General features: G+C 45.3%; 23 protein-coding genes and 13 tRNA genes. 29 read left to right on the top strand and 7 right to left on the bottom strand.

Annotated features, from left to right (window positions below; all coding sequences use genetic code 11):
- Positions 1-60 precede the first annotated feature (60 nt).
- The 6 genes from NL645_RS08765 to ruvX all read left to right on the top strand — a co-directional run bounded on the left by NL645_RS08765 (position 61) and on the right by ruvX (position 4,367).
- Entirely contained in the window at positions 61-558 is a 498-nt protein-coding gene (locus tag NL645_RS08765; protein WP_048626010.1) for a SprT family zinc-dependent metalloprotease, read from the top strand.
- 150 nt (positions 559-708) lie between these two features.
- Positions 709-1,404 (top strand): deoxyribonuclease I, encoded by a 696-nt coding sequence (gene endA / locus NL645_RS08760; protein WP_005393967.1) that lies wholly within the window; start codon positions 709-711, stop codon positions 1,402-1,404.
- A gap of 116 nt (positions 1,405-1,520) precedes the next feature.
- Complete coding sequence (rsmE, locus tag NL645_RS08755) at positions 1,521-2,252, top strand: 16S rRNA (uracil(1498)-N(3))-methyltransferase (RefSeq protein ID WP_005393970.1); 732 nt, start codon at positions 1,521-1,523, stop codon at positions 2,250-2,252.
- A gap of 13 nt (positions 2,253-2,265) precedes the next feature.
- Positions 2,266-3,216, top strand: coding sequence for a glutathione synthase (gene gshB / locus NL645_RS08750; protein WP_006743090.1), 951 nt, complete (start codon positions 2,266-2,268; stop codon positions 3,214-3,216).
- A 127-nt stretch (positions 3,217-3,343) separates the two neighbouring features.
- The gene (locus NL645_RS08745) at positions 3,344-3,907 is read left to right on the top strand and encodes a YqgE/AlgH family protein (protein WP_005381020.1); all 564 of its coding nucleotides are present in this window, start codon (positions 3,344-3,346) and stop codon (positions 3,905-3,907) included.
- Positions 3,908-3,941: 34 nt separating this feature from the next.
- The gene (gene ruvX / locus NL645_RS08740) at positions 3,942-4,367 is read left to right on the top strand and encodes a Holliday junction resolvase RuvX (RefSeq protein WP_005381017.1); all 426 of its coding nucleotides are present in this window, start codon (positions 3,942-3,944) and stop codon (positions 4,365-4,367) included.
- Positions 4,368-4,428: 61 nt separating this feature from the next.
- On the opposite strand, the gene NL645_RS08735 is transcribed toward ruvX, so the two are convergent.
- Both NL645_RS08735 and NL645_RS08730 read right to left on the bottom strand, forming a co-directional pair.
- Complete coding sequence (locus tag NL645_RS08735) at positions 4,429-5,535, bottom strand: PilT/PilU family type 4a pilus ATPase (RefSeq protein ID WP_006743091.1); 1,107 nt, start codon at positions 5,533-5,535, stop codon at positions 4,429-4,431.
- A gap of 20 nt (positions 5,536-5,555) precedes the next feature.
- Positions 5,556-6,596 carry a type IV pilus twitching motility protein PilT gene (locus NL645_RS08730; protein WP_005381015.1) on the bottom strand — a complete coding sequence of 347 codons (1,041 nt, stop codon included), beginning with the start codon at positions 6,594-6,596 and terminating at the stop codon, positions 5,556-5,558.
- Positions 6,597-6,624: 28 nt separating this feature from the next.
- On the opposite strand from NL645_RS08730, the gene NL645_RS08725 reads away from it, so the two are divergent.
- The 7 genes from NL645_RS08725 to hemW all read left to right on the top strand — a co-directional run bounded on the left by NL645_RS08725 (position 6,625) and on the right by hemW (position 11,679).
- Positions 6,625-7,326 (top strand): YggS family pyridoxal phosphate-dependent enzyme, encoded by a 702-nt coding sequence (locus NL645_RS08725; RefSeq protein WP_253651590.1) that lies wholly within the window; start codon positions 6,625-6,627, stop codon positions 7,324-7,326.
- Between the two features lie 157 nt (positions 7,327-7,483).
- Positions 7,484-8,302: a pyrroline-5-carboxylate reductase gene (proC, locus tag NL645_RS08720; protein WP_253651589.1), complete on the top strand. Its 819-nt coding sequence runs from the start codon at positions 7,484-7,486 to the stop codon at positions 8,300-8,302.
- A gap of 52 nt (positions 8,303-8,354) precedes the next feature.
- Complete coding sequence (locus tag NL645_RS08715; RefSeq protein ID WP_253651588.1) at positions 8,355-8,912, top strand: YggT family protein; 558 nt, start codon at positions 8,355-8,357, stop codon at positions 8,910-8,912.
- Positions 8,912-9,202, top strand: coding sequence for a DUF167 family protein YggU (gene yggU / locus NL645_RS08710; protein ID WP_253651587.1), 291 nt, complete (start codon positions 8,912-8,914; stop codon positions 9,200-9,202). Before NL645_RS08715 ends, yggU begins: the two co-directional genes overlap by 1 nt.
- A 127-nt stretch (positions 9,203-9,329) precedes the next feature.
- Positions 9,330-9,761 (top strand): DUF4426 domain-containing protein, encoded by a 432-nt coding sequence (locus tag NL645_RS08705; RefSeq protein ID WP_253651586.1) that lies wholly within the window; start codon positions 9,330-9,332, stop codon positions 9,759-9,761.
- 118 nt (positions 9,762-9,879) lie between these two features.
- Positions 9,880-10,482 (top strand): XTP/dITP diphosphatase, encoded by a 603-nt coding sequence (locus tag NL645_RS08700; protein ID WP_253651585.1) that lies wholly within the window; start codon positions 9,880-9,882, stop codon positions 10,480-10,482.
- Positions 10,483-10,500: 18 nt separating this feature from the next.
- Positions 10,501-11,679, top strand: coding sequence for a radical SAM family heme chaperone HemW (gene hemW / locus NL645_RS08695; RefSeq protein ID WP_104974791.1), 1,179 nt, complete (start codon positions 10,501-10,503; stop codon positions 11,677-11,679).
- Between the two features lie 60 nt (positions 11,680-11,739).
- On the opposite strand, the gene glsB is transcribed toward hemW, so the two are convergent.
- The 3 genes from glsB to trmB form a co-directional block, all read right to left on the bottom strand.
- Entirely contained in the window at positions 11,740-12,660 is a 921-nt protein-coding gene (gene glsB, locus NL645_RS08690) for a glutaminase B (protein ID WP_005393987.1), read from the bottom strand.
- 98 nt (positions 12,661-12,758) lie between these two features.
- The gene (locus tag NL645_RS08685; protein ID WP_253651584.1) at positions 12,759-13,787 is read right to left on the bottom strand and encodes a TRM11 family methyltransferase; all 1,029 of its coding nucleotides are present in this window, start codon (positions 13,785-13,787) and stop codon (positions 12,759-12,761) included.
- A gap of 17 nt (positions 13,788-13,804) precedes the next feature.
- Positions 13,805-14,524, bottom strand: coding sequence for a tRNA (guanosine(46)-N7)-methyltransferase TrmB (gene trmB, locus NL645_RS08680; protein ID WP_048626017.1), 720 nt, complete (start codon positions 14,522-14,524; stop codon positions 13,805-13,807).
- A 203-nt stretch (positions 14,525-14,727) separates the two neighbouring features.
- On the opposite strand from trmB, the gene mutY reads away from it, so the two are divergent.
- From mutY to NL645_RS08600, 16 genes are all read left to right on the top strand, one after another.
- Complete coding sequence (gene mutY, locus NL645_RS08675) at positions 14,728-15,804, top strand: A/G-specific adenine glycosylase (protein ID WP_253651583.1); 1,077 nt, start codon at positions 14,728-14,730, stop codon at positions 15,802-15,804.
- 19 nt (positions 15,805-15,823) lie between these two features.
- On the top strand, positions 15,824-16,096 hold the full coding sequence (locus NL645_RS08670; protein WP_005381002.1) for an oxidative damage protection protein: 273 nt from the start codon (positions 15,824-15,826) through the stop codon (positions 16,094-16,096).
- Between the two features lie 78 nt (positions 16,097-16,174).
- Positions 16,175-17,314, top strand: a complete 1,140-nt coding sequence (gene mltC, locus NL645_RS08665) for a membrane-bound lytic murein transglycosylase MltC (protein ID WP_253651582.1) — start codon at positions 16,175-16,177, stop codon at positions 17,312-17,314.
- A 100-nt stretch (positions 17,315-17,414) separates the two neighbouring features.
- Positions 17,415-17,490, top strand: a tRNA-Phe gene (locus tag NL645_RS08660).
- 66 nt (positions 17,491-17,556) lie between these two features.
- Positions 17,557-17,632, top strand: a tRNA-Thr gene (locus NL645_RS08655).
- A gap of 7 nt (positions 17,633-17,639) precedes the next feature.
- Positions 17,640-17,715: transfer RNA gene (locus NL645_RS08650), tRNA-Phe, on the top strand.
- 55 nt (positions 17,716-17,770) lie between these two features.
- Positions 17,771-17,846, top strand: a tRNA-Asn gene (locus NL645_RS08645).
- A gap of 70 nt (positions 17,847-17,916) precedes the next feature.
- A tRNA-Thr gene (locus NL645_RS08640) sits at positions 17,917-17,992 on the top strand.
- 7 nt (positions 17,993-17,999) lie between these two features.
- A tRNA-Phe gene (locus NL645_RS08635) sits at positions 18,000-18,075 on the top strand.
- Positions 18,076-18,113: 38 nt separating this feature from the next.
- A tRNA-Asn gene (locus NL645_RS08630) sits at positions 18,114-18,189 on the top strand.
- Between the two features lie 300 nt (positions 18,190-18,489).
- Positions 18,490-20,115 (top strand): methyl-accepting chemotaxis protein, encoded by a 1,626-nt coding sequence (locus NL645_RS08625; protein ID WP_048626018.1) that lies wholly within the window; start codon positions 18,490-18,492, stop codon positions 20,113-20,115.
- Between the two features lie 233 nt (positions 20,116-20,348).
- Positions 20,349-20,424: transfer RNA gene (locus NL645_RS08620), tRNA-Phe, on the top strand.
- Positions 20,425-20,477: 53 nt separating this feature from the next.
- A tRNA-Thr gene (locus tag NL645_RS08615) sits at positions 20,478-20,553 on the top strand.
- A gap of 22 nt (positions 20,554-20,575) precedes the next feature.
- Positions 20,576-20,651, top strand: a tRNA-Asn gene (locus NL645_RS08610).
- 40 nt (positions 20,652-20,691) lie between these two features.
- Positions 20,692-20,767, top strand: a tRNA-Thr gene (locus NL645_RS08605).
- A gap of 15 nt (positions 20,768-20,782) precedes the next feature.
- Positions 20,783-20,858: transfer RNA gene (locus NL645_RS08600), tRNA-Asn, on the top strand.
- 285 nt (positions 20,859-21,143) lie between these two features.
- Here NL645_RS08600 and NL645_RS08595 read toward each other — a convergent pair.
- On the bottom strand, positions 21,144-22,580 hold the full coding sequence (locus NL645_RS08595; RefSeq protein WP_253651581.1) for an NAD-dependent succinate-semialdehyde dehydrogenase: 1,437 nt from the start codon (positions 22,578-22,580) through the stop codon (positions 21,144-21,146).
- A 598-nt stretch (positions 22,581-23,178) separates the two neighbouring features.
- Positions 23,179-23,255 (bottom strand) — tRNA-Asp (locus NL645_RS08590).
- Between the last annotated feature and the right edge of the window lie 7 nt (positions 23,256-23,262).

Genomic DNA, 23,262 nt, shown 5'->3' with positions numbered 1-23,262 from the left:
TGCTATGATCTGGCCCTCGCAAATGCGGGGGCTTTTTTATTTGATTTATCGAGGTGAATTGTGGATATAGAACTAAGCTATAAAGCGAAGCAAGTGATGGCGGACTGCATCGCGATGGCAGAGCAAGCTTTCAAACGTTCTTTCCCTATTCCAACAATCACCTTCAACGTCCGCGGGAAAGCGGCAGGAAAAGCCTACCTTCAATTGAATCAAGTGCGCCTGAATCCCGTTTTATTTCGCGAAAACACCCAAGCATTCTTAGATGAAGTCATTCCTCACGAGGTGGCACACCTGATTACTTATCAGGTTTACGGACGAGTTAGGCCTCACGGCAAAGAATGGCAAGGTGTCATGGAAGCCGTATTTAAAGTGCCCGCCAAAACCACTCACAGCTTTGAAGTAAAATCCGTTCAAGGTAAAACCTTTGAGTATCGTTGTGGCTGTATGACCTACCCTCTATCGATTCGCCGTCATAATAAAGTGCTGCGCAAAGAGGCGACGTACTCTTGTCAAAAATGCCGCCAACCACTTAACTTCACGGGCGTTCAGTTATCGTAATCTATATCTCATAGTGTTACTTGCGTTCCCAAAATAAAGATCGAGTTTATCAAAACCTTCCCTTCGCCACTTATTGTTAACTTACTCATCACTAAAGCCATTTTATGCGTGTTATCATGAATAAAGTCATACTTTATAAAGACTTTAATCATGAAATACCTATTCTCTCTGTTACTTATCGCGCTTTCTAGCACTGCGGTTGCCGCGCCACCAAGTTCATTCTCTGCCGCCAAACGTGAGGCGGTAAAAATTTATCAAGACCATCCAACGAGCTTTTACTGTGGCTGCAACATTCAATGGCAAGGCAAAAAAGGCTCCCCAGATTTAGCCTCTTGCGGTTACCAAGTCCGTAAACAGGAAAAGCGGGCCGCACGAATCGAATGGGAGCATGTGGTACCTGCGTGGCAATTTGGCCACCAGCGTCAATGCTGGCAAGATGGCGGACGTAAAAACTGCAAGAAAAAAGACAAAACCTTTCGCTTGATGGAAGCAGACCTGCACAACCTAACCCCTGCTATTGGTGAAGTAAACGGTGACCGTTCGAACTACAACTTTAGCCAATGGAACGGCGTCGATGGCGTGAGTTATGGTCGCTGTGAGATGCAAGTGAACTTTAAGCAGCGTAAAGTCATGCCACCAGACCGTGCTCGAGGTTCGATTGCTCGTACCTACCTATACATGAGCAAAGAGTACGGCTTTAAATTATCAAAACAGCAAACGCAGTTGATGAGTGCTTGGAACAAAACCTACCCAGTCGATAAATGGGAATGTGAGCGTGACGAGCGCATTGCCAAAGTACAAGGCAATCATAACCCATTTGTTCAAAAAGCCTGTCGCGCACTCTAGTACTCCTCTACCTTGAAGCGTTTCAATAACTGATATTGAAACGCTTCTTGCCCCTTGTTTTTTCGGTAGAAAGCATCCATGTTAGGGTTTAAGTTTATTCTCTTGCTGGAAATCTCATGCGTATCCCTCGAATTTATCATCCAGAAACCATTCATCAACTTGGCTCACTTGCTTTAAGTGACGACGCAGCAGGCCATATCGGCCGTGTTCTGCGAATGAAAGAAGGCCAAGACGTTCTCCTATTTGACGGCAGCGGCGCAGAATTCCCAGCGGTTATCAGTGAAGTCAGCAAAAAGACGGTTTTGGTTAACATTACTGAGCGTGTAGAAAACAGTATTGAATCCCCTTTAGACCTGCACCTTGGTCAAGTTATTTCACGTGGCGATAAGATGGAGTTCACTATCCAAAAGTCAGTGGAACTTGGCGTCAATACCATCACACCTCTGATTTCCGAACGTTGTGGCGTCAAGCTTGACCAAAAGCGCTTTGAGAAAAAACTCGCGCAATGGCAAAAAATCGCCATCAGTGCCTGTGAGCAGTGTGGACGCAATGTCGTTCCAGAAATTCGTCCAATTATGAGCTTGGAAGAGTGGTGTAAAGAAGAGTACGATGGCTTAAAGCTCAATCTTCATCCTCGTGCTAACTACTCAATCAACACACTACCAACACCGGTTGAAAAAGTGCGCCTACTGATCGGCCCTGAAGGCGGTTTATCGTCTGAAGAGATCGAGATGACTCGAGAATATCAATTTGAAGAAACGCTACTCGGCCCTCGCGTTCTGCGCACCGAAACAGCTGCTCTGACAGCAATTACAGCCTTACAAGTTCGTTTCGGCGATCTTGGTTAAACGGAGAAAAATAATGATCAAACTCGGCATTGTGATGGACCCAATTTCGTCCATTAACATCAAAAAAGACTCTAGCTTTGCCATGATGCTTGAAGCGCAACGACGCGGCTATGAAATCCACTACATGGAAATGAATGATCTGCATCTCGATCAAGGCGTTGCCATTGCAGATACTAAAGTGGTGGAGCTAAAAGAAGATCCAAACGGTTGGTACGAGTTCAAATCAGAGCAAACGATCGAACTGTCTGAGCTAGACGCTGTACTAATGCGTAAAGATCCTCCGTTTGACACAGAATACATCTACGCGACTTACATCCTTGAGCGTGCAGAAGAACAAGGTGCACTGATCGTTAACAAACCTCAAAGTCTACGTGATTGTAATGAAAAACTGTTTACAGCGTGGTTCCCTGAGCTGACACCAACGACAATCGTGACGCGAAAAGCAGAGAAAATTAAAGAGTTTCGTGAAAAACATGGTGATGTCATCCTAAAACCGCTTGATGGTATGGGCGGCGCATCTATCTTCCGCGTAAAAGAAAACGACCCTAATGTCTCTGTAATCATCGAGACACTGACCAACCACGGTCAAAACTACGCAATGGCGCAAACCTTCGTGCCAGATATCAGCAACGGTGACAAACGTATCTTAGTCGTAGATGGTGAACCAATGCCTTACTGTCTAGCTCGTATTCCTGCAAAAGGTGAAACGCGCGGCAACCTTGCGGCTGGTGGCACAGGTGAGGCTCGACCACTAAGCGAGACCGATATTAAGATTGCTCAAACTGTGGCTCCTACACTGAAAGAAAAAGGCCTTATCTTTGTTGGCCTTGACGTAATTGGCGACAAGCTAACAGAAATCAACGTCACCAGCCCAACCTGTATTCGCGAAATTGAAGCGGCTTTTGACATCTCAATCACTGGCAAACTGATGGATGCGATTGAGCGTCGAGTAAAAGGCGAATAACTCAAACTGTATTACAGTTAATAGAGAGCGTAGTACATTAACTTAAGCAAACTCATGCACATACCTAGATGGTAAACTGTATGATGTTTGCTTAGGGCATTTACGAGAGTTAAGGGTCAATATGAGTATGAATCTCACAAATCACTTTTTGGTTGCCATGCCTGGGATGAAAGATCCGTACTTTCAAAACAGCGTGATCTACGTTTGTGAGCACAACGAAGACGGCGCTATGGGGTTAATGATCAATGCTCCTGTTGATATCACCGTCGGCAACATGCTCAAGCAGGTGGAAGTTCAGCCAGTACACCCGCGCCTATTTGAAGCCAGCCTAGATAGACCAGTCTACAATGGCGGCCCAATCTCGGAAGATCGTGGTTTTATTCTGCATAAACCTAAAGATTACTACGAGTCCAGCGTCCAAATGACCGATGACCTCGCTGTAACCACTTCACGTGATATTCTTTCGGTGTTAGGAACAGAAGCAGAACCAAGTGATTACTTAGTGGCACTTGGCTACTCAGGTTGGAGTGCAGGCCAATTAGAAAGTGAGCTGGTCGAAAACTCTTGGCTCACCATTGAAGCGACGCCTGAAATTATCTTTAATACACCAATCAACGAGCGTTGGAAGAAAGCGGTCGAAAAGCTGGGCATCGACCCCAGTCATCTTTCAGCAGACTCTGGACATGCTTAGTCCGAAATACAGTTACATTAGATAGAGACACCTTATGTCACGCACAATTATGGCTTTTGACTTTGGAACCAAAAGCATTGGTAGCGCTATTGGCCAAGAAATTACTGGTACAGCTTCCCCATTAAAAGCCTTTAAAGCCAATGACGGTATTCCAAATTGGGACGATATCGAAAAGCAAATCAAAGAGTGGCAGCCAGATTTGCTAGTGGTCGGTTTACCAACTGATCTTCATGGCAAAGACCTTGAGACCATAACCCCTCGTGCACGAAAATTTGCTAAGCGTCTGCAAGGCCGATACGGCTTACCTGTTGAACTGCATGATGAGCGATTATCTACAGCAGAAGCTCGTGCGGAGTTGTTCAGCATGGGCGGCTACAAAGCCCTATCGAAAGGGAATGTGGACTGCCAGTCAGCGGTGGTGATTCTAGAAAGCTGGTTTGAAGCCCTCTGGGGTGAATAAAACACAATACTCAAAACAAGAAAAGGTTGGCAAGTGCCAACCTTTTTTCGTCTAAACACGCTTAATCCATATCGATCTTAACGTTAGCAAGACTGCCCGTAGAGAATGCTTCGCCACGCTGTGTTTTCAACATCAAGCGCAAATCATTCGCCGAATCGGCACTGTGCAGCGCATCCTCTTCGCTGATCTTACCTTGCATCACCAACTTATAAAGAGATTGATCGAACGTCAGCATACCAAACTCATTTGAGCGAGCCATGGTTGACTTCAACTCATGCAAATCTCCGCGACGGATCAAATCAGATACTCGTGGGCTATTTAGCAAGATCTCAAATACACCATGGCGCCCCTGCCCATTCTTATCTCGGATCAGCTGCTGACCAACCACACCTTTTAGGTTCATCGACAAATCAAACAAGAATTGTTCTTTTTGATCTTTCGGTACCAAGTGAAGAATACGCTCTAAGGCTTGGTTGGCGTTGTTGGCGTGCAAAGTCGCCATACACAGGTGACCTGTTTCAGCGAACGTCATCGCGTATTCCATTGTTTCACGGCTACGGATCTCACCAATCAAAATCATATCTGGTGCTTGGCGCAGCGAGTTTTTAAGCGCAACTTCATAGCTTTCCGTATCTAACCCAACTTCGCGCTGAGTCACGATACAGCGCTTATGCTCATGCACGAATTCGATCGGATCTTCGACCGTCAAAATGTGCCCCGTCTTGTTGCTGTTTCGATAGCCCGTCATTGCCGCCATTGTGGTGGACTTACCTGACCCAGTAGCACCAACCACCAGCACCAAACCACGCTTGGCTATCGCTAAATCTTGCAACACTAACGGTAACTTTAATTGCTCAAAGGTGGGAATATTGGTTTCAATACGACGAATCACCGCACCCGGTAATTCTCGTTGAAAAAAGGCACTAACACGGAAGCGGCCACAATCTCTCACAATGGCAAAATTCGACTCACGACTTTTACGAAATTCCTGACGCCGATCTGGCTCCATAGCACTGTCGAGTAATGCCGCTACATCACTCTCGGTGAGTTTTTCACCTTGAGGTCGCAATTCGCCATCCACGCGAAACAAAATTGGCGCACCAACCGTGATGTAAAGATCCGACGCTTTCAGCGCCAGCATACCTTCGAGAAATTTATTTAGATCCATCTTCCGTGTTCACCTACGTATTACGAGAATTGCTGCACTTCTAACCCGATCTTACTATCGACCTCTTCACGAGCGACCATTCCTTGTGCCATTAACTGACGAGCATTTTGCTCCATGGTTTGCATGCCGTGAGCCGCACCAGTTTGAATGATCGAATACATCTGCGCGACTTTGTCTTCGCGGATCAAGTTACGAATCGCAGGCGTTGCCATCATGATTTCATGGCATGCAATACGGCCACCACCATTACGTTTCAATAACTTTTGCGCGATAACCGAACGAAGGGATTCAGAAAGCATCGAGCGCACCATGTCTTTATCACTGCCAGGGAACACATCGATAATACGGTCAATGGTTTTTGCCGCTGAGCTAGTGTGTAACGTGCCGAACACTAAGTGCCCCGTTTCTGCCGCCGTTAACGCAAGGCTGATGGTTTCTTTGTCACGCATCTCACCAACCAGAATGACATCCGGGTCTTCGCGCAATGCGCTGCGCAGTGCGTTTTGGAAACTATGCGTATCACGGTGTACTTCACGCTGGTTGATCAAACATTTATTGTTGTTGTGAACAAATTCAATCGGATCTTCAATTGTGAGTACGTGCTTGTTGTGATTACGATTAATGTAGTCAACAATGGCTGCTAAGGTCGTCGATTTACCAGAACCTGTTGGGCCAGTAACCAGAACTAAGCCTTTTTCAGCGTTCGCAATTTTTTTGAAGATCTCGGGAGCTTCCAGCTCTTCCAAAGTTGGAATGCTACTTGGAATGGTACGGAATACTGCCGCACAGCCACGAGATTGGTTGAAAGCGTTGACACGGAAACGACCAACGTTATGCAACTCAAAAGAGAAGTCGACTTCGAGTTTTTCTTCGAACTCACTGCGTTGGGCATCGTTCATGATTTCGAAAACCAAACGATGCACTTCTTGGTGTGTAAACGCTGGAATGCCTAGTTTTCTCACATCCCCATCAATACGAACCATTGGTGGGACACCTGCAGAAAGATGTAGATCCGAGGCATTATGTTTTACACTAAAATCCAGTAACTCAGTGATATCCATTTAAAATCCTTAAGTCTAAAGTACAGCTATGAGTAGTATTCAACAAAATATTGAACATATCACCTCTCAAATTCGATATGACGAGCAAAAATGTGGTCGAACTCCAGAGTCAGTGCAACTTCTAGCGGTAAGCAAAACTAAACCTGTCGAGGCAATTCTCGAAGCCTACCAAGCGGGACAAACCGCCTTTGGTGAAAACTACGTCCAAGAGGGCGTCAGTAAAGTTCAGCACTTTGCCGAGCATTATCCAGATAATCGAATCGAATGGCACTTCATTGGCCCGATTCAGTCGAATAAATCGCGACTTGTTGCTGAACATTTCGATTGGGTTCACACCATCGATCGAACCAAGATTGCTCAACGCCTGAATGATCAGCGTCCCAGTGAACTTAAACCGCTACAAGTTCTGATTCAGGTTAACACCAGTGGTGAAGCATCTAAGTCTGGTGTCGCCGAAGCGGAAGTATTCGAGCTGGCGGAGTTGATTTCTCGCCTACCCAACCTCACTTTAAGAGGGTTGATGTCGATTCCTGCCAACGTGTCTGACTACGAATCACAACTTCATGAGTTTCAGAAGTTGGCCACATTGAAGCAAACACTCGAAGCTCAGTTCCCAGAAATCGATACATTATCAATGGGAATGAGTGGTGATATGACCGCTGCAATCGAAGCTGGTAGTACAATGGTTCGTATTGGAACCGCTATTTTCGGCGCACGAGACTACAGCTAAATTAACAAAACGCTCACTAGCGACATAAATTCGTCGTTAAATTAAAGAGTAAATCGCGCAATCATCTTACTCGCCAATAGGAGCAGTAAGTAACAGCGGCGCCATTATACACCTGAGCGCACAACAAACTCTAAATATCATGATGGAAATCAGACAAATGGAACATAAAAAAATCGCCTTCATTGGTGCTGGCAACATGGTGAGAGCCATTGTTTCTGGCTTGGTTGCTAACGGATACCCAGCGCAAAACATTACCGCGACAGCTCCTTCAGAGGCACGCCGTCTTCCGCTAGAACAAGATTTTGGCATCCGTACCACCAGCGATAACATCCAAGCTGCGACCGAGGCGGATGTGATGGTATTGTCTGTGAAACCGCAAATGATGGAGGATGTTTGTAAACCACTGCAAGCGATCGATTTCACTAATAAACTGGTGATTTCTATTGCCGCTGGCATCAACTGTTCACGATTGGATGATATGCTAGCCACCAAATTGAACTTGGTTCGTGTTATGCCAAATACTCCATCACAACTTGGGTTGGGCATGAGTGGTTTATTCGCACCAGCCCATGTAACTGAGCAAGACAAAGCTTTTGCTGCAGAGTTAATGGAAGCGGTCGGTAAGGTATGCTGGGTTGAGCAAGAGTCTGGTATCAATAATGTGATTGCCGCAGCGGGCAGTGCTCCGGCATACTTCTTCCTGTTTATGGAAGCGATGCAAGCAGAAGCGATTGCTCAAGGCTTTGATAAAGACACCGCTCGACTATTGGTTCAGCAAGCTGCATTGGGCGCGGCCAGTATGGTGGTTAACAACCCAGAAACTGAGCTATCGACCCTGCGTGAGAATGTGACATCGAAAGGTGGGACAACGGCAGAAGCACTGCGTACATTCAACGAACATCAACTTTCAGATATTGTTGCTAAAGCCATGCAAGCTGCTGTGGCTCGCGCGGAAGAAATGGAAAAACTGTTTTAATTATTTGGATGAACTCCGTTTAGTATCATCCATCACTTGTTAAGGGTACCTTATGAATTCAATGAGTTTTCTCATCTCAACCCTATTTGACCTGTACATCATGGTCGTAATTTTGCGAATTTGGTTGCAAGCTGCACGCGCAGACTTCTACAACCCATTCTCGCAATTCATAGTAAAAGCGACTCAGCCGGTCATTGGTCCACTGCGCCGCATTATCCCATCCGTGGGGAATATTGACCTAGCAACCGTGTTGTTTGCCTACGTGTTGTGTGTGCTTAAATTTGTCGTTCTGATCCTGATAGCTTCGAACGGTTCCGTCTCTTTCAGCGCTGATTTCTTGTTCTTAGGCTTGTTATCATTAATCAAAGCCGCTGGAGGTCTGCTGTTCTGGGTACTATTGATCCGTGCAATTTTGAGCTGGGTAAGCCAAGGCCGCAGCCCTATCGAGTACGTATTCCATCAACTGACCGAGCCAATGTGCGCTCCAATCCGTCGTATTCTTCCGGCTATTGGTGGTCTTGATTTGAGCGTACTGGTGCTGTTTATCGGCTTGCAGTTCGCGAACTTCTTGATGGGTGATATCATTGGTCCAATTTGGTTCCAGTTATAATGTCAGCCGCAGTTTGGCAAGATGGCGAGGACATCATCCTAAAGCTCTATATTCAACCTAAAGCAAGCCGCGATAAAATCGTTGGCTTGCATGGTGAAGAGCTCAAAATCGCCATTACTGCTCCACCTGTCGATGGCAAAGCTAATGCGCACCTAACTAAGTTCTTAGCCAAGCAGTTTAAAATCGCTAAGGGTTTGGTTCACATAGAAAAAGGTGAATTAGGACGGCACAAACAAATTCGGATAAAATCACCTACCCAGATACCGACAGAAATTAAAGCCATCTTATGATGGCTTTTTATTTACAATTTTGTACCACACTTACTAGTACCAATGACTGAGTTCGCATTTTTACCCCGTGACCAAGGTAAAATTGCGGCTATGGTTGTTTTATAACAAGTGCTTTGAGGAAGTAACAATGAGCAAATGGATTACCGCATTACTGATCAGCCTATTGTCGTTACCAAGCTTCGCCGATCAGTTTAAAAATATGAAAGATATCGAAGTACACTATGTCGCGTTTAACTCGACATTCTTAACACCGAAAGTCGCACGTAGCTACGATATCAAGCGTAATGGATACCTCGCTGTGGTTAATATTAGCGTGCTAGATAGAGCTTCATTGGGTAAACCTGCATTAGAAGCAAAAATTGCTGGACGCGCGAAAAACCTCATCGGCCAAACTCAGACCTTGTCCTTTCGTGAAGTCAAAGAAGGCAATGCGATATACTATTTAGCCGAACTACCAATTGCCCACGAAGAAACTTTTACTTTCGATATTGACGTAAAAGCTGGAAACAAAGGCTCAGGTAAGCTTAAATTCACCCAGAAGTTTTATGTTGAAGAGTAATTGGGTTGTGATGATCCAAAAGCTTTTGGATCTAAGCAGGCTAAAAACCACTTATTAGTTAAAGAATATCTAGAGGAGAACGATTTGTTCTCCTCTATCACTATTAAAAGAGATTCCCATGAAAAAAATTGTGCTAGCAACCGGTAACCAAGGCAAAGTTCGTGAAATGGCAGATTTATTGTCTGACTTCGGTTTTGAAGTATTAGCGCAAAGTGAATTCAATGTATCGGAAGTAGCAGAAACGGGTACAACCTTCATTGAAAACGCGATCATCAAAGCTCGCCATGCCGCACAAGAAACAGGGCTTCCTGCGATTGCAGATGACTCTGGCTTAGAAGTCGATTTCTTAAAAGGCGCTCCGGGCATTTACTCTGCACGTTACGCAGGCGATAACGCATCTGATCAAGAGAATCTAGAAAAATTGCTAGCGGCAATGGAAGGCGTACCAGAAGCAGAACGTACAGCACGTTTCCACTGCGTATTAGTCCTCATGCGCCACGAGAACGACCCAACGCCTATCGTCTGCCACGGAAAATGGGAAGGCCGCATTCTAACTGAAGCACACGGTGAAAATGGCTTTGGCTACGACCCAATCTTCTTTGTTCCTGAAAACAACTGTGCGTCAGCCGAACTTGAACCTGCACGTAAAAAACAACTGTCTCACCGCGGTAAAGCGCTCAAGTCGTTGTTTGCTCAACTGTCTGAGCAAGTGTCTCAGTAATCACGAGCGAATTAGACCATGTTAACGCCCCCTGCACTCAGCTTGTATGTACACATCCCTTGGTGTGTACAAAAGTGCCCGTATTGCGACTTTAACTCTCACGCGCTCAAAACCGAGATTCCAGAAGAAGAGTACATCAGTGCTCTTCTAGAAGATTTAGATACTGACATTCAGAAATACCGCCTTAACGAAGTGCCACGTCCACTGCATTCAATCTTCATTGGTGGTGGTACGCCGAGTTTGATTTCGGCAGAAGGCATCGAGCGTCTACTTAAGGGCATTGAAGCGCGTATTCCGTTTAAGCCAGAAATTGAGATCACCATGGAAGCTAACCCAGGCACCATCGAAGCAGAGCGTTTTGTTGGCTACCGCAAAGCTGGTGTAACGCGTATCTCTATCGGCGTGCAAAGCTTTGAGCAACAGAAGCTTGAGCGTTTGGGGCGCATTCACGGCCAAGACGAAGCCGTCAATGCTGCTAAGCTGGCGCACCAAATCGGTTTGAACAGCTTTAACCTCGATCTCATGCACGGCTTACCAGATCAAAGCATCGAACAAGCCTTGGCAGATTTGGACAAAGCGATTGAGTTGGCACCGCCGCACCTGTCTTGGTATCAGCTGACCATCGAACCAAACACCATGTTCTACTACAAGCCACCAACGCTACCTGACGATGATGACTTGTGGGATATTTTCGAGCTCGGACACCAAAAACTTTCAGCCGCGGGTTATGTGCAATATGAAATCTCGGGTTACAGCAAGCCGGGCTATCAGTGTCAGCACAACCTCAACTACTGGCGCTTTGGCGATTACCTTGGTATTGGTTGTGGCTCTCATGGCAAACTCAGTTTTACCGACGGGCGTATTATTCGAACGACAAAGGTAAAACACCCGCGTGGCTATTTAGCGGCTTATCAAAATATGGTCAAACCTTATCTGCATACAGAACATGTCGTCGCGGATGAAGACCGTCCATTCGAGTTCTTTATGAACCGATTCCGCTTAATGGAAGCATGCCCGAAGCAAGATTACGTGGACACCACAGGCTTGCCGCTCAGTACGATTCAAGAAACTATTGATTGGGCGTTAGAAATGGGCTACTTGAGTGAAACCGCCACTCATTGGCAAATTACTGAAAAAGGGAAGCTCTTCCTTAATGACTTGCTCGAAGCCTTTATGGCCGAAGAAAGCGAAGAGTAACGCAGCCCAAAAACAAAAAAGCCTCTCAATTGAGAGGCTTTTTATATAGAACATTCAACATTAGAAAATCGAACGGCCAATTCGCTCCGATAGCAATTCAAGCGCCTTAGTACCAGCAAGGGAGTTACCTGAAGGGTCAAGCTCTGGAGACCATACTGCAATGGTCATTTCGCCAGGTACTACCGCGATAATGCCACCACCGACACCAGACTTACCAGGCATGCCAACACGATAAGCAAATTCGCCCGCGCCATCATACAGGCCACACGTTGCTAACAGTGCATTAAGTTGTTTGGTTTGCACGGGAGAAACAACGGGCTTACCCGTTTGTACCGATGTGCCCTTATTTGCCAAATAGCTAAACGTTTTAGCCAAGTCGACACAGCTCATCTTCAGTGCACAAGCGTGGAAGTAGTTTTGCAGCACTGGAATTACTTCATTTTCGAAGTTACCAAACGAGCGCATGAGATATGCAATCGCCGCATTCCGATCACCATGCATCATTTCGGATGCCGCGACGACTTTGTCATACACAATATGAGTATCACCAGAAAGCTGACGTACAAATTCCAATAGGCGCTGACGAGGTGCAGATAAGCGAGTTTGCAACAGATCCGCCACAACTATCGCTCCAGCATTAATAAAAGGATTGCGAGGAATACCTTGCTCCATTTCTAGCTGGATTAGCGAGTTAAACGCCTGCCCCGAAGGCTCTTTTCCCACTCGAGACCAAATTTCTTCTTGCTTGTACAAGCACATCGCTAACGTCAAGCTCAATGCTTTTGAAATAGATTGGATAGAGAAAGGTTCATCGGCATCGCCCGCCTTAATAACCTCACCTTCGTTGGTGTATACCGCAATACCTAACTTGTTGCTGGGTACTTTTGCCAGAGCAGGAATGTAATCAGCCACTTTGCCTTGGCCGATTAAAGGGCGCACTTCCGCCAAAATATCTGTCAAAATTTCCACTGTCGGTTTCATTCTCTACCTTCTATTTACAAGAGAACTCGTTGAGCTCAGAGGTAAAAAAAGCCAACGTGTCGTTGGCTTTTCCATAGGGTTCGTTCGACTCAAGTCGATTATGGTTTTACTGCCACAATAATATTGCGGTTGATAGATTGATCAACACGGTGAAGATAACCGATGTAAGGCTCTTCTGAAAGTACCTTCCAACCTTGCTCTTCAAATAATGCCGCGACGTCTTTCCATTTCAACGTAAATTCATTGAAAGACAACACCACTGAACCTTGTTTTTTCAGTACCACTTTCCATGCAGGCAGAGCCTCTTTTAAAAGCTCTAGTGGGCTGCGGTTCAGTTTGCTGTCCTTGGCATTTTTGCTGCCGTGCTGCACACCATAAGGCAGATCAGACACCATCACATCAACTGAGTTCTTTTTCACGACTTGATCAGCGATACGAGTATCAGCCGAATACAGCTTCATAAACTGAAGATTGCCTTGGTTGTAATCTTCTTTATTTGCTGCAGCTTCAACTACGAAACCATCCGCCACTTTCTTGCCACCCGCAGTGCGCTTTTCTTTGCTCACTTTGTGCTTAAAGCGGCCATTCTTCATGAACTTAACGATAAAGGTCTGGATCTCTTGCACCCACTTGGCATTGATCTCTACCCCCACCACGTTCAAACCATGGATCAAGCCTTCAAACAAGGTTGTACCTTTACCACACATTGGATCCATTAAGGTCAGTTGTTTACTTCCCGTATTGGACGCACTAATGCCGATATTCACCATCAAGCGAGTAAACTGCTCGTTTGTTTTCCCGGTATAACGCAGAATCTGACTCATGCTTTCCGGGAAAGTATTGAACGCTGGCGCTTGAATTGGTCGAAGTAAACCATCTTCGCGCACTTCAAATAGTGCATAGTAAATCGAAGAGGCTGCGATTCTTCGCGTCTGCTCATCGCTTAGAGCTTCCTGACAAGAAAACGCCAACGCTGCAGGTAAGCCAACCTCTTTACTACCAATTTCTGTCACATCCACGCCTTGTGAAGCTAAAATTGCTTTTAGCTCTGAACAGGCAATGGTCATTGCGCTATCAAAGTAAATTCGGTTATGACCCGGATTCGCTAATATCGCGTAATGGTACATCCCATGAACTCCTCTAGTTACGCGATACGCTTATATTTGATATCCCACACACCGTGACCAAGACGGTGACCACGAGCTTCAAACTTCGTTAAAGGACGGTCGTCTGGACGAGGAACGAAATCACCATCTTTAGCAATGTTTTCGAAACCTGGCGCTTGGTTCATAACTTCAATCATGTGCTCTGCGTAGTTTTCCCAGTCTGTCGCCATGTGGAAAATACCTTGATTAGGGATCAGCTTCTCACGAACCATTTCAGCAAAACCTAATTGAACGATGCGACGCTTGTGGTGACGTTTCTTGTGCCAAGGGTCTGGGAAGAACAACTGCAATGTCGATAGGCTGCCGTTTGGAATCATATGCTCAAACACTTCCACTGCGTCATGGCACATCACACGCAGGTTAGTAACTCCCGCCTCACGCGCATCCGCAAGACAAGCACCAACACCCGGGCTGTGTACTTCGATACCAATGAAGTTCTTCTCTGGTGCATTCTTTGCCATTTCAACCAATGAAGCACCCATACCAAAACCGATCTCTAGTACAACGGGGTTGTCGTTACCAAACACTTCTTTCCAATCGAGAAGTTCAGCTTTGAAGTCAATACCCATCGTTGGCCAGCATTCATTCATCGCGCTCTCTTGACCTTTAGTCAAACGCCCTTCACGGCGCACAAAGCTGCGGATTTTGCGGATCAGCTTTCCGTCTTCGTTGTATTCGTTAGTGGTTACTTCACTCATTGATTTTGCCTGCACATTGATTAATCAAAGCGGGGATTATCCAAAGAATTTACTGAGGTGCAAGTATTTGTTGAGCTCTTGGCCTATGGCAGCCCAAAAGCAATAGCACACCTCTTTATATCCCTACTGTTTATCCGTTGTACTTCTTGCCCATTATGTGGTGCAATTTTGCACCTAACCAATAATAGAATACAGAGCAAGTCGTGACACCTTTCGCCAATGCCATCCTAGAATGGTATGACGCATATGGAAGAAAAGATCTTCCGTGGCAACAAAATAAGACCGCATACAGTGTCTGGTTGTCTGAAATCATGCTTCAGCAAACTCAGGTCACTACGGTTATTCCGTATTACCAACGTTTCTTGGAGCGTTTTCCAACCGTTATCGATCTTGCCAATGCTGAGCAAGATGAAGTCCTACACCTTTGGACTGGCTTAGGGTATTACGCCCGAGCCCGTAACCTTCACAAAGCAGCACAAGAGGTCGCCTCTACATACAATGGTGAGTTTCCTCTTGATATAGAGAAAATGAACGCCTTACCGGGGATTGGCCGCTCTACCGCAGCCGCCGTTTTATCGTCTGTGTATAAACAACCACATGCGATTCTCGATGGCAACGTGAAGCGCACCCTATCCCGCTGTTTCGCAGTCGAAGGATGGCCAGGACAAAAAAAGGTTGAAAACCAGCTGTGGGAAATTGCCGAAACGCATACCCCACAAACAGACGTAGATAAGTATAACCAGGCAATGATGGACATGGGCGCAATGGTCTGCACACGCAGCAAACCCAAATGTAGCCTCTGCCCTATTGCGGATCTGTGTGTGGCAAAACAACAAGGCAATGTGCTCGACTACCCGGGTAAAAAACCGAAAAAAGACAAGCCAATCAAGCAAACTCGTTTTGTAATGCTTCACCACAACACCGAAAATGGTCATGAAGTGTGGTTAGAACAAAGACCACAAACAGGCATTTGGGGGGGCTTATTTTGCTTCCCACAAACCGAACATGTGGATGTAGAAAGCGACATTGAATTGCTACTGGATCAACGTGGCATTCAAGCCAGCAATATCAAGCAGCAGCAAACACTGATTACCTTTCGCCATACCTTTAGCCATTACCACCTCGATATCACGCCAATTTTGATTGATTTATCAAAGCAACCGGACGTGATAATGGAAGGCAACAAAGGTCTTTGGTATAACTTATCTAAACCTGAAGAAGTCGGTTTAGCCGCGCCAGTAAAACTATTGCTGGAAGCGCTACCCCACGAACTTCGTTAATTGAATACAAGGAGTCATTATGAGCCGCACTGTATTTTGTGCTCGACTAAAAAAAGAAGGCGAAGGTCTAGACTTTCAACTTTACCCTGGTGAACTAGGTAAACGCATTTTCGACAACATCTCGAAAGAAGCGTGGGCTCAGTGGCAACACAAACAAACCATGTTGATCAACGAAAAGAAACTCAACATGATGGATCCAGAGCACCGAAAACTGATCGAAACAGAAATGGTAAACTTCCTCTTTGAAGGAAAAGACGTTCATATCGAAGGTTACACACCGCCGAGCGAATAAAGTCGCTTGAGTTAAAACAATGACATCACAACCACTTGTGGTGTCATTTTTCTATTACCTTCAATAGCCCTGATACTTATGAAAAAAATTGTCTTTATTGCTGCCGCACTTTTAATGGCTGGCTGTAGCCGTGAATTCGTCGAAAAGATTTATGACGTCAACTACGAGCCCACAAACCGTTTTGCCAATAACTTAGCTGAGCTACCTGGACAATTTGAAAAAGATACCGCCGCGTTGGATGCCCTGATCAATAGTTTCTCTGGTAATATTCAAAAGCGCTGGGGTAAAAAAGAAATTAAGTACGCAGGCAAAAGTAATTACGTCAAATATATCGATAACTACCTTAGCCGTGCCGAGGTCGACTTTCGCAAAGGCGTGATCACGATTGAAACCGTATCACCGACCGAGCCCCAAAAGCACCTCAAAGAGGCGATTGTCACTACCTTACTCACGCCAGACGATCCAGCTCACGTCGACTTGTTCTCCTCAAAAGGAATCACGTTAGAAGGGCAACCATTTCTGTATAAACAAGTTGTCGATCAAGACAATAAGCCAATTCAGTGGTCTTGGCGGGCAAACCGATTTGCGGAGTATCTCATCGCAAACAAAATCAAGACCAAAGACGTTGATTTCAAGAAAGCGTATTACGTCGAAATCCCCATGGTTGAAGACCATTTTTCAACACGCAGCTACCAATACGCCGATATCGTGCGCCGAGCTTCCAAGAAATACGATATTCCAGAAGATTTGATATACGCCATTATTAAAACCGAGAGCAGCTTCAACCCGTACGCAGTAAGTTGGGCAAATGCGTATGGCTTAATGCAAGTTGTACCTAAAACCGCCGGTCGAGACGTATTCAAGCTCGTGAAAAAGCGCTCAGGCCAGCCAAGCCCGGAATATTTGTTTAATCCAGAAAACAACATCGATACCGGTACTGCGTATTTCTACATCTTAAAAAACCGTTATTTAAGAGAAGTCCATCACCCAAGCTCTCTCGAGTACAGTATGATTTCCGCTTACAATGGTGGTACTGGAGGTGTTTTAAACACATTCCATCGCAGCGATCGCAAACGCGCAATGCAAGATCTTAACTCGTTGCAACCCAACCAAGTTTATTGGGCACTAACTAAGAAACACCCGAACGCAGAAGCACGTCGCTACCTAGAAAAAGTTACAAATTTCAAAAAGGAATTTAACTCAAAGCAAACTTTGTAGTGACAGTTGAATAAAAAGCGTTCGAACAAGCACTTTTTTGAAATTATTTAAAAAAAGTGGTTGACGCAAAGCGGGAAAATCCGTTTAATAGCGCTCCGTCGCCCGGATAGCTCAGTCGGTAGAGCAGAGGATTGAAAATCCTCGTGTCGGTGGTTCGATTCCGCCTCCGGGCACCACAATTTGATTTGTTGGTGTCTTAACGAAATGTTATAACACGGACAAAAGCACAAAGAATAAAGTGTGCCGACTTAGCTCAGTAGGTAGAGCAACTGACTTGTAATCAGTAGGTCACCAGTTCGATTCCGGTAGTCGGCACCATTCTTTTGCCTCGATAGCTCAGTCGGTAGAGCAGAGGATTGAAAATCCTCGTGTCGGTGGTTCGATTCCGCCTCGAGGCACCATATTTGGTGCGCTTGCTTAATTTTAAATCATTGGCAAGACACAAAACAGAATAGTTCCTCCTTAGCTCAGTTGGTAGAGCGACGGACTGTTAATCCGCAGGTCACTGGTTCGAGTCCAGTAGGAGGAGCCAACTTCAAGAATTTCATATAAATGAGATTCTTAAAACGAAGAGTTCATCTCTTCTAAAAAGAATAAAGTGTGCCGACTTAGCTCAGTAGGTAGAGCAACTGACTTGTAATCAGTAGGTCACCAGTTCGATTCCGGTAGTCGGCACCATTCTTTTGCCTCGATAGCTCAGTCGGTAGAGCAGAGGATTGAAAATCCTCGTGTCGGTGGTTCGATTCCGCCTCGAGGCACCATTATTTGGTGTCATTGCTAAACACGATACACGAATAATTCCTCCTTAGCTCAGTTGGTAGAGCGACGGACTGTTAATCCGCAGGTCACTGGTTCGAGTCCAGTAGGAGGAGCCATTTTTAAAAAGCCGCATCTTTTGATGCGGCTTTTTGGCATCTGCCCTACGTTCATTTCATTCCCCCAGTTTCTCTGTTTCTCTGTTTCTCTGTTTCTCTGTTTCTCTGTTTCTAGCATCGCAAAATATTAAGCCCAGTCTCTAAAAAACACTTATTTTACGCTAAAAATTTAATCCTCATCATAATTTCAATACGCACTAGTATGCGCTCATATTCATCTTCACTAAGATGCCCGAGTTATTACATTTCTTCTTTTAACTATGCCTTGCATAGTGATGACACTTTATTTGTGAGCCAAATATGAAACTAAAAACTCAAGCCTATTTATTATCTGCGATCATATTGCTAGCACTCCTAGCACTGACCGCAACGGGCTTATGGACACTTCGCGTCGCAAGTAACCTTGATAACAAAGCTCGGGTTACTGAGCTATTCAAAAGTGCGTACAGCATTCTTACCGAAGTAGAAAAAATGGCTATCGAAGGCAAAATGCCAGAGGACGAAGCGAAATCATTAGCCACTCGCCTACTCCGTAATAATATCTACAAAGACAACGAATACGTTTATGTCGCAGATGAGAACATGATTTTTGTTGCAGCTCCGCTTGACCCTCAATTACATGGAACAAGCTTTCACGACTTTCGTGATGGAGATGGCAACAGCGTCGGCCAACTTATCTTAGATGTTTTGGGGCGCAAAACAGGTCAAATCGTCGAATATACTTGGAGTCAAAAGCAGGCCGACGGAAGCATTGAAGAAAAACACTCTATTGCCGAGAAAACACCACATTGGGGCTGGGTTGTAGGTACAGGGATCGGCTTTAATGAGGTGAATGCTCGCTTCTGGGCTACCGCTCAATGGCAGCTTGTACTGTGTTTAGTTATCGCGGGGAGTATTCTCGGTGGCCTGATAATCTCGATTCGCAAGATGCTCAATCTACTTGGTGGAGAGCCAAACGATGTGCGCAAAGCCGTTCAAGCTGTCGCACAAGGCGACATTCAGACCAGTTTTGATACAGTGGCGCCGAGAGGAAGTATCTATCGTGCGGTGCAAGATATGAGTCAATCACTAGCCACCATGGTGACAAACCTTGAGAAATCCATGCACGCACTGCGCGCTGAGTTATCTGCCGTAGAATCTCGCTCAAATACGATTGCCGATCTCACCGTATCCCAGCAGCAGTCAACAGCAATGATTGCCACTGCGATGACTGAAATGGCATCTTCAGCCAACCATGTTGCCAACTCGGCAAGTGATACAGCAAACAACACAGACGAAGCCGATAAACAAAGTCAGCATACTCAGAAGCTGATTCACAGCACTGTTGAAAACATTCAAGGTTTAGCTTCTCAATTAAATACTGCAAGTAAAGCGGTCGCCGATCTAGATCAGGATGTAAATAGTATAGTGAAAGTGCTCGATGTAATTGGCGATATTGCAGAGCAAACAAACTTACTCGCACTCAATGCAGCCATTGAAGCAGCACGTGCCGGAGAGCAAGGTCGAGGCTTTGCCGTTGTTGCCGACGAGGTGCGTAACCTGGCAGGCCGAACACAAGACAGCACTAAAGAGATTCAGCATATGATCTCCAACCTGCAAGAAGGTTCCCGTAACGCTATTCACACAATGGAAGTGTGTGCAGAAACCAGTGAGGGTACAGTAACAGAGTCTAAGAATGCCTCTGAAGCTCTGCAGCAAATTGTAACGGCGTTAGAATCTATCACCGCAATGAGTCAGCAGATCGCGACCGCAGCAGCCGAACAAACTCAGGTTAGCGATGATATTGCGCTTCGCGTCAATCTTATCGAGGAAAGCGGAAGCCAGCTCAACTCTGTGGTAACGGAGAGCCAATCAAGCACTCAAAGTTTAGCTTCGCTGGCAGATGAGCTAGAAGGTTGGGTAAACAAGTTCTCTGTAAAGCACTAGGTTAAAGTCAATTGTTTAGTATAAAGCACGTTTTCAAGCGTGCTTTTTTTGTTTTTATCCATTTACTCTACTTTCAAACTCCTATCTCTCCATTAAAGAAAGCTTAGTTAATGGTGTATTTGTATCAAAAATGCATAAAAACAGCCCACTCCGAGCACATTTTCATCAAACGATATTTTATTTTAATTTTATGGTTGACCTAAGAGCCGAAAAACCGTTTAATACACCTCGTCGCCCGGATAGCTCAGTCGGTAGAGCAGAGGATTGAAAATCCTCGTGTCGGTGGTTCGATTCCGCCTCCGGGCACCACAATTTATTAATTGTTGGTGCTTAGCACGAACAATAGTTAAAGAATATAGTGTGCCGACTTAGCTCAGTAGGTAGAGCAACTGACTTGTAATCAGTAGGTCACCAGTTCGATTCCGGTAGTCGGCACCATTTATTCTTTTAAAAAGACAATTCCTCCTTAGCTCAGTTGGTAGAGCGACGGACTGTTAATCCGCAGGTCACTGGTTCGAGTCCAGTAGGAGGAGCCATTTTTCAGTTAGTAAGTCGATTACTTATTAACGAAAATGTGCCGACTTAGCTCAGTAGGTAGAGCAACTGACTTGTAATCAGTAGGTCACCAGTTCGATTCCGGTAGTCGGCACCACTTATTAAAATTTGTTCCTCCTTAGCTCAGTTGGTAGAGCGACAGACTGTTAATCCGCAGGTCACTGGTTCGAGTCCAGTAGGAGGAGCCATATTAGAAAAAGCCGTATCTCTTGATACGGCTTTTTTACATTGGTTTAAAGTCAAACTCTTTTCTACTCATGTCACTCAGGAAAGAAAATCAGAGTTTAGATTATTACCTTGAAGGCAATCGCTTAACTTAGAGTGGAATATCTGCTCACCAACAACTCTGCTTTCTATCGATAGTCCCACCATAAGCAATGTTCACCAATAAATAATAATCATAGTGATTGGCACACATCTCCCAGATCAAAAAAAGCCAGGTAAAACCCAGCTTTTTGCTTAAATCAACCAACTCAGCTTAAACCACCGAGACAAATATACTTTGTCTCCAAATATTCATCGAGCCCTTGTTTCGCACCTTCTCGGCCAACTCCTGACTCTTTCACTCCACCAAACGGGGCCACCTCAGTAGAAATAATCCCCTCATTGACACCAACCATGCCGTATTCCAGACCTTCGCTGAAAGCAACAATACGCTTGAAGTTATTCGTGTAGAAGTAACAAGCCAAACCATACTCTGTGTCATTCGCCATTCCGAGAACTTGCTCATCATTCTCAAAGGTAATAATAGGTAATACAGGCCCGAATAGCTCTTGCTGAACAATCGACATATGCTGCTTGACGCTATCCAAAAGAACAGGCTCCATAAAGCGCCCAGGGCGTCTCTGCGGAGAGTTGGCAATAGAAGCTCCTTCTTGTACGGCTTGATCGATCACTGCCTCTAGGCGATGTTTAGAAGCCATCGTAATAACAGGACCTAATGTGACACCTTTCTCTAAACCATTACCAAGCTGTAATTTGTTTAACTTCGACAATACTTTTTCAATAAAAGCTTGTTTTACATCTTCATGGACATACAGCCGATTGGTACAAACACATGTTTGCCCTGCATTACGGAACTTCGAAGCGACAAGCCCTTCCGCCGCCGCATCTAAATCTGCATCGTCAAAAACAATAAAAGGTGCATTACCACCTAACTCCATCGAAACCGCTTTGACAGAGTCACTGGCTTGTTTCATCAAAATCTTCCCGACTCGCGTAGAGCCCGTAAAAGAAACTTTCTTAATCCTAGGATCAGTACTTAGTACTTGGCCAAACTCAGCTGCCTGCTCTGATACCACCACAGGAAGCAGTTCTTTTGGGATTCCTGCCTGATAAGCTAATTCAACAACAGCAATTGCAGTAAGAGGGGTAAGCTCAGAGGGTTTAATCAGCATACCACAGCCTGCCGCCAGGGCTGGTGCTGCTTTTCTTGTAATCATCGCAATAGGGAAGTTCCACGGCGTAATTGCAGCGCATACCCCTACAGGCTGGCGAATAGCAGACAGACGTCGATCTGTCGTGGGGGCAGGTATAACTTCGCCATAAGCACGTTTGGCTTCTTCTGAGAACCACTCGACAAAAGAGGCGCCATACATCACCTCTCCTTTACTCTCGGTTAATGGTTTTCCCTGCTCTAAGGTAATAACTGTGGCAATGTCTTCTGCATTATCAAGGAGTAATTGATACCACTTTTTCAAGCGACGAGAGCGCTCTTTGGCACTTAACTTTGCCCAACGAACTTGCTCAGTTTTGCACTGACCAATGAGAGTATCTAACTCCTCTAGACTACTAGGCTTTAACCGAACTAACTCTTGCTCAGTTGCAGGGTTGATGACCACAATTCCCTCTTCGGAAGACCATTGCTTAAATACGGATTTCAAGGTTTCATTTTTTATTTGTTGCATCATCAAACTTACTCCTACGAGAACTCCTCTTAGGTTAATCGTTACTAGCAAGATCAGCAAAGAAAACAAAGTTTTCTAAAAGACATGAATGTTCGAATGACTTTACTCTCTTAACAGTCTAGACGCTCATTCTCTTCCAATGACTAAATCAGACTAGCGGTAACAAACTCCAGCAATCCATTCTCCTAGGGACTATCCAGAACACTAGAACGATGAATATTTGCGAAGTAGCAGTAGAAAACTCTTATTAGAGAGGAGCGTTAACGAAATACGCAGTGACAAGAATGCAGACTACGAGCTAGCTTATGCGAATTCTCTGGTCTAATGACCGGCATAACCCATCAGTCCCCAGCATTTACTATAGGCTCGAATCTGTAGAGAAATGGGCAAGATTACATTCAACTAGAATTGTGCAACTTGGTTACAGAGAAAGCTGGTCCTACAGATACCAAAAATCTTAGTCTTTCAAGTGAAGCTTAATATAAGTGGCAGCGGTTCTAGGCTACTAACAGGCCTTTCCGCAGGACTCATTCGATTGAAGGGAAAAATATACTCGCATTAACGAAAAAGCCCCAGTCTTTCGACTGAGGCTTAATATAAGTGGCGGAGTGGACGGGACTCGAACCCGCGACCCCCGGCGTGACAGGCCGGTATTCTAACCAACTGAACTACCACTCCGCAGTGG

The sequence above is a fragment of the Vibrio sp. Y51_MX_L26 genome (assembly GCF_024181935.1).
GTDB classification, from domain to species: domain Bacteria; phylum Pseudomonadota; class Gammaproteobacteria; order Enterobacterales; family Vibrionaceae; genus Vibrio; species Vibrio diabolicus.
This window is presented reverse-complemented; position numbering and strand designations above follow the sequence as displayed.

Coding starts and splice junctions, on each gene's coding strand:
- endA (WP_005393967.1), top strand. CDS start 709: ATGAAATACCTATTCTCTCTGTTACTTATCGCGCTTTCTAGCACTGCG.
- rsmE (WP_005393970.1), top strand. CDS start 1,521: ATGCGTATCCCTCGAATTTATCATCCAGAAACCATTCATCAACTTGGC.
- gshB (WP_006743090.1), top strand. CDS start 2,266: ATGATCAAACTCGGCATTGTGATGGACCCAATTTCGTCCATTAACATC.
- NL645_RS08745 (WP_005381020.1), top strand. CDS start 3,344: ATGAATCTCACAAATCACTTTTTGGTTGCCATGCCTGGGATGAAAGAT.
- ruvX (WP_005381017.1), top strand. CDS start 3,942: ATGTCACGCACAATTATGGCTTTTGACTTTGGAACCAAAAGCATTGGT.
- NL645_RS08735 (WP_006743091.1), bottom strand. CDS start 5,535: ATGGATCTAAATAAATTTCTCGAAGGTATGCTGGCGCTGAAAGCGTCG.
- NL645_RS08730 (WP_005381015.1), bottom strand. CDS start 6,596: ATGGATATCACTGAGTTACTGGATTTTAGTGTAAAACATAATGCCTCG.
- NL645_RS08725 (WP_253651590.1), top strand. CDS start 6,625: ATGAGTAGTATTCAACAAAATATTGAACATATCACCTCTCAAATTCGA.
- proC (WP_253651589.1), top strand. CDS start 7,484: ATGGAACATAAAAAAATCGCCTTCATTGGTGCTGGCAACATGGTGAGA.
- NL645_RS08715 (WP_253651588.1), top strand. CDS start 8,355: ATGAATTCAATGAGTTTTCTCATCTCAACCCTATTTGACCTGTACATC.
- yggU (WP_253651587.1), top strand. CDS start 8,912: ATGTCAGCCGCAGTTTGGCAAGATGGCGAGGACATCATCCTAAAGCTC.
- NL645_RS08705 (WP_253651586.1), top strand. CDS start 9,330: ATGAGCAAATGGATTACCGCATTACTGATCAGCCTATTGTCGTTACCA.
- NL645_RS08700 (WP_253651585.1), top strand. CDS start 9,880: ATGAAAAAAATTGTGCTAGCAACCGGTAACCAAGGCAAAGTTCGTGAA.
- hemW (WP_104974791.1), top strand. CDS start 10,501: ATGTTAACGCCCCCTGCACTCAGCTTGTATGTACACATCCCTTGGTGT.
- glsB (WP_005393987.1), bottom strand. CDS start 12,660: ATGAAACCGACAGTGGAAATTTTGACAGATATTTTGGCGGAAGTGCGC.
- NL645_RS08685 (WP_253651584.1), bottom strand. CDS start 13,787: ATGTACCATTACGCGATATTAGCGAATCCGGGTCATAACCGAATTTAC.
- trmB (WP_048626017.1), bottom strand. CDS start 14,524: ATGAGTGAAGTAACCACTAACGAATACAACGAAGACGGAAAGCTGATC.
- NL645_RS08670 (WP_005381002.1), top strand. CDS start 15,824: ATGAGCCGCACTGTATTTTGTGCTCGACTAAAAAAAGAAGGCGAAGGT.
- mltC (WP_253651582.1), top strand. CDS start 16,175: ATGAAAAAAATTGTCTTTATTGCTGCCGCACTTTTAATGGCTGGCTGT.
- NL645_RS08625 (WP_048626018.1), top strand. CDS start 18,490: ATGAAACTAAAAACTCAAGCCTATTTATTATCTGCGATCATATTGCTA.
- NL645_RS08595 (WP_253651581.1), bottom strand. CDS start 22,580: ATGATGCAACAAATAAAAAATGAAACCTTGAAATCCGTATTTAAGCAA.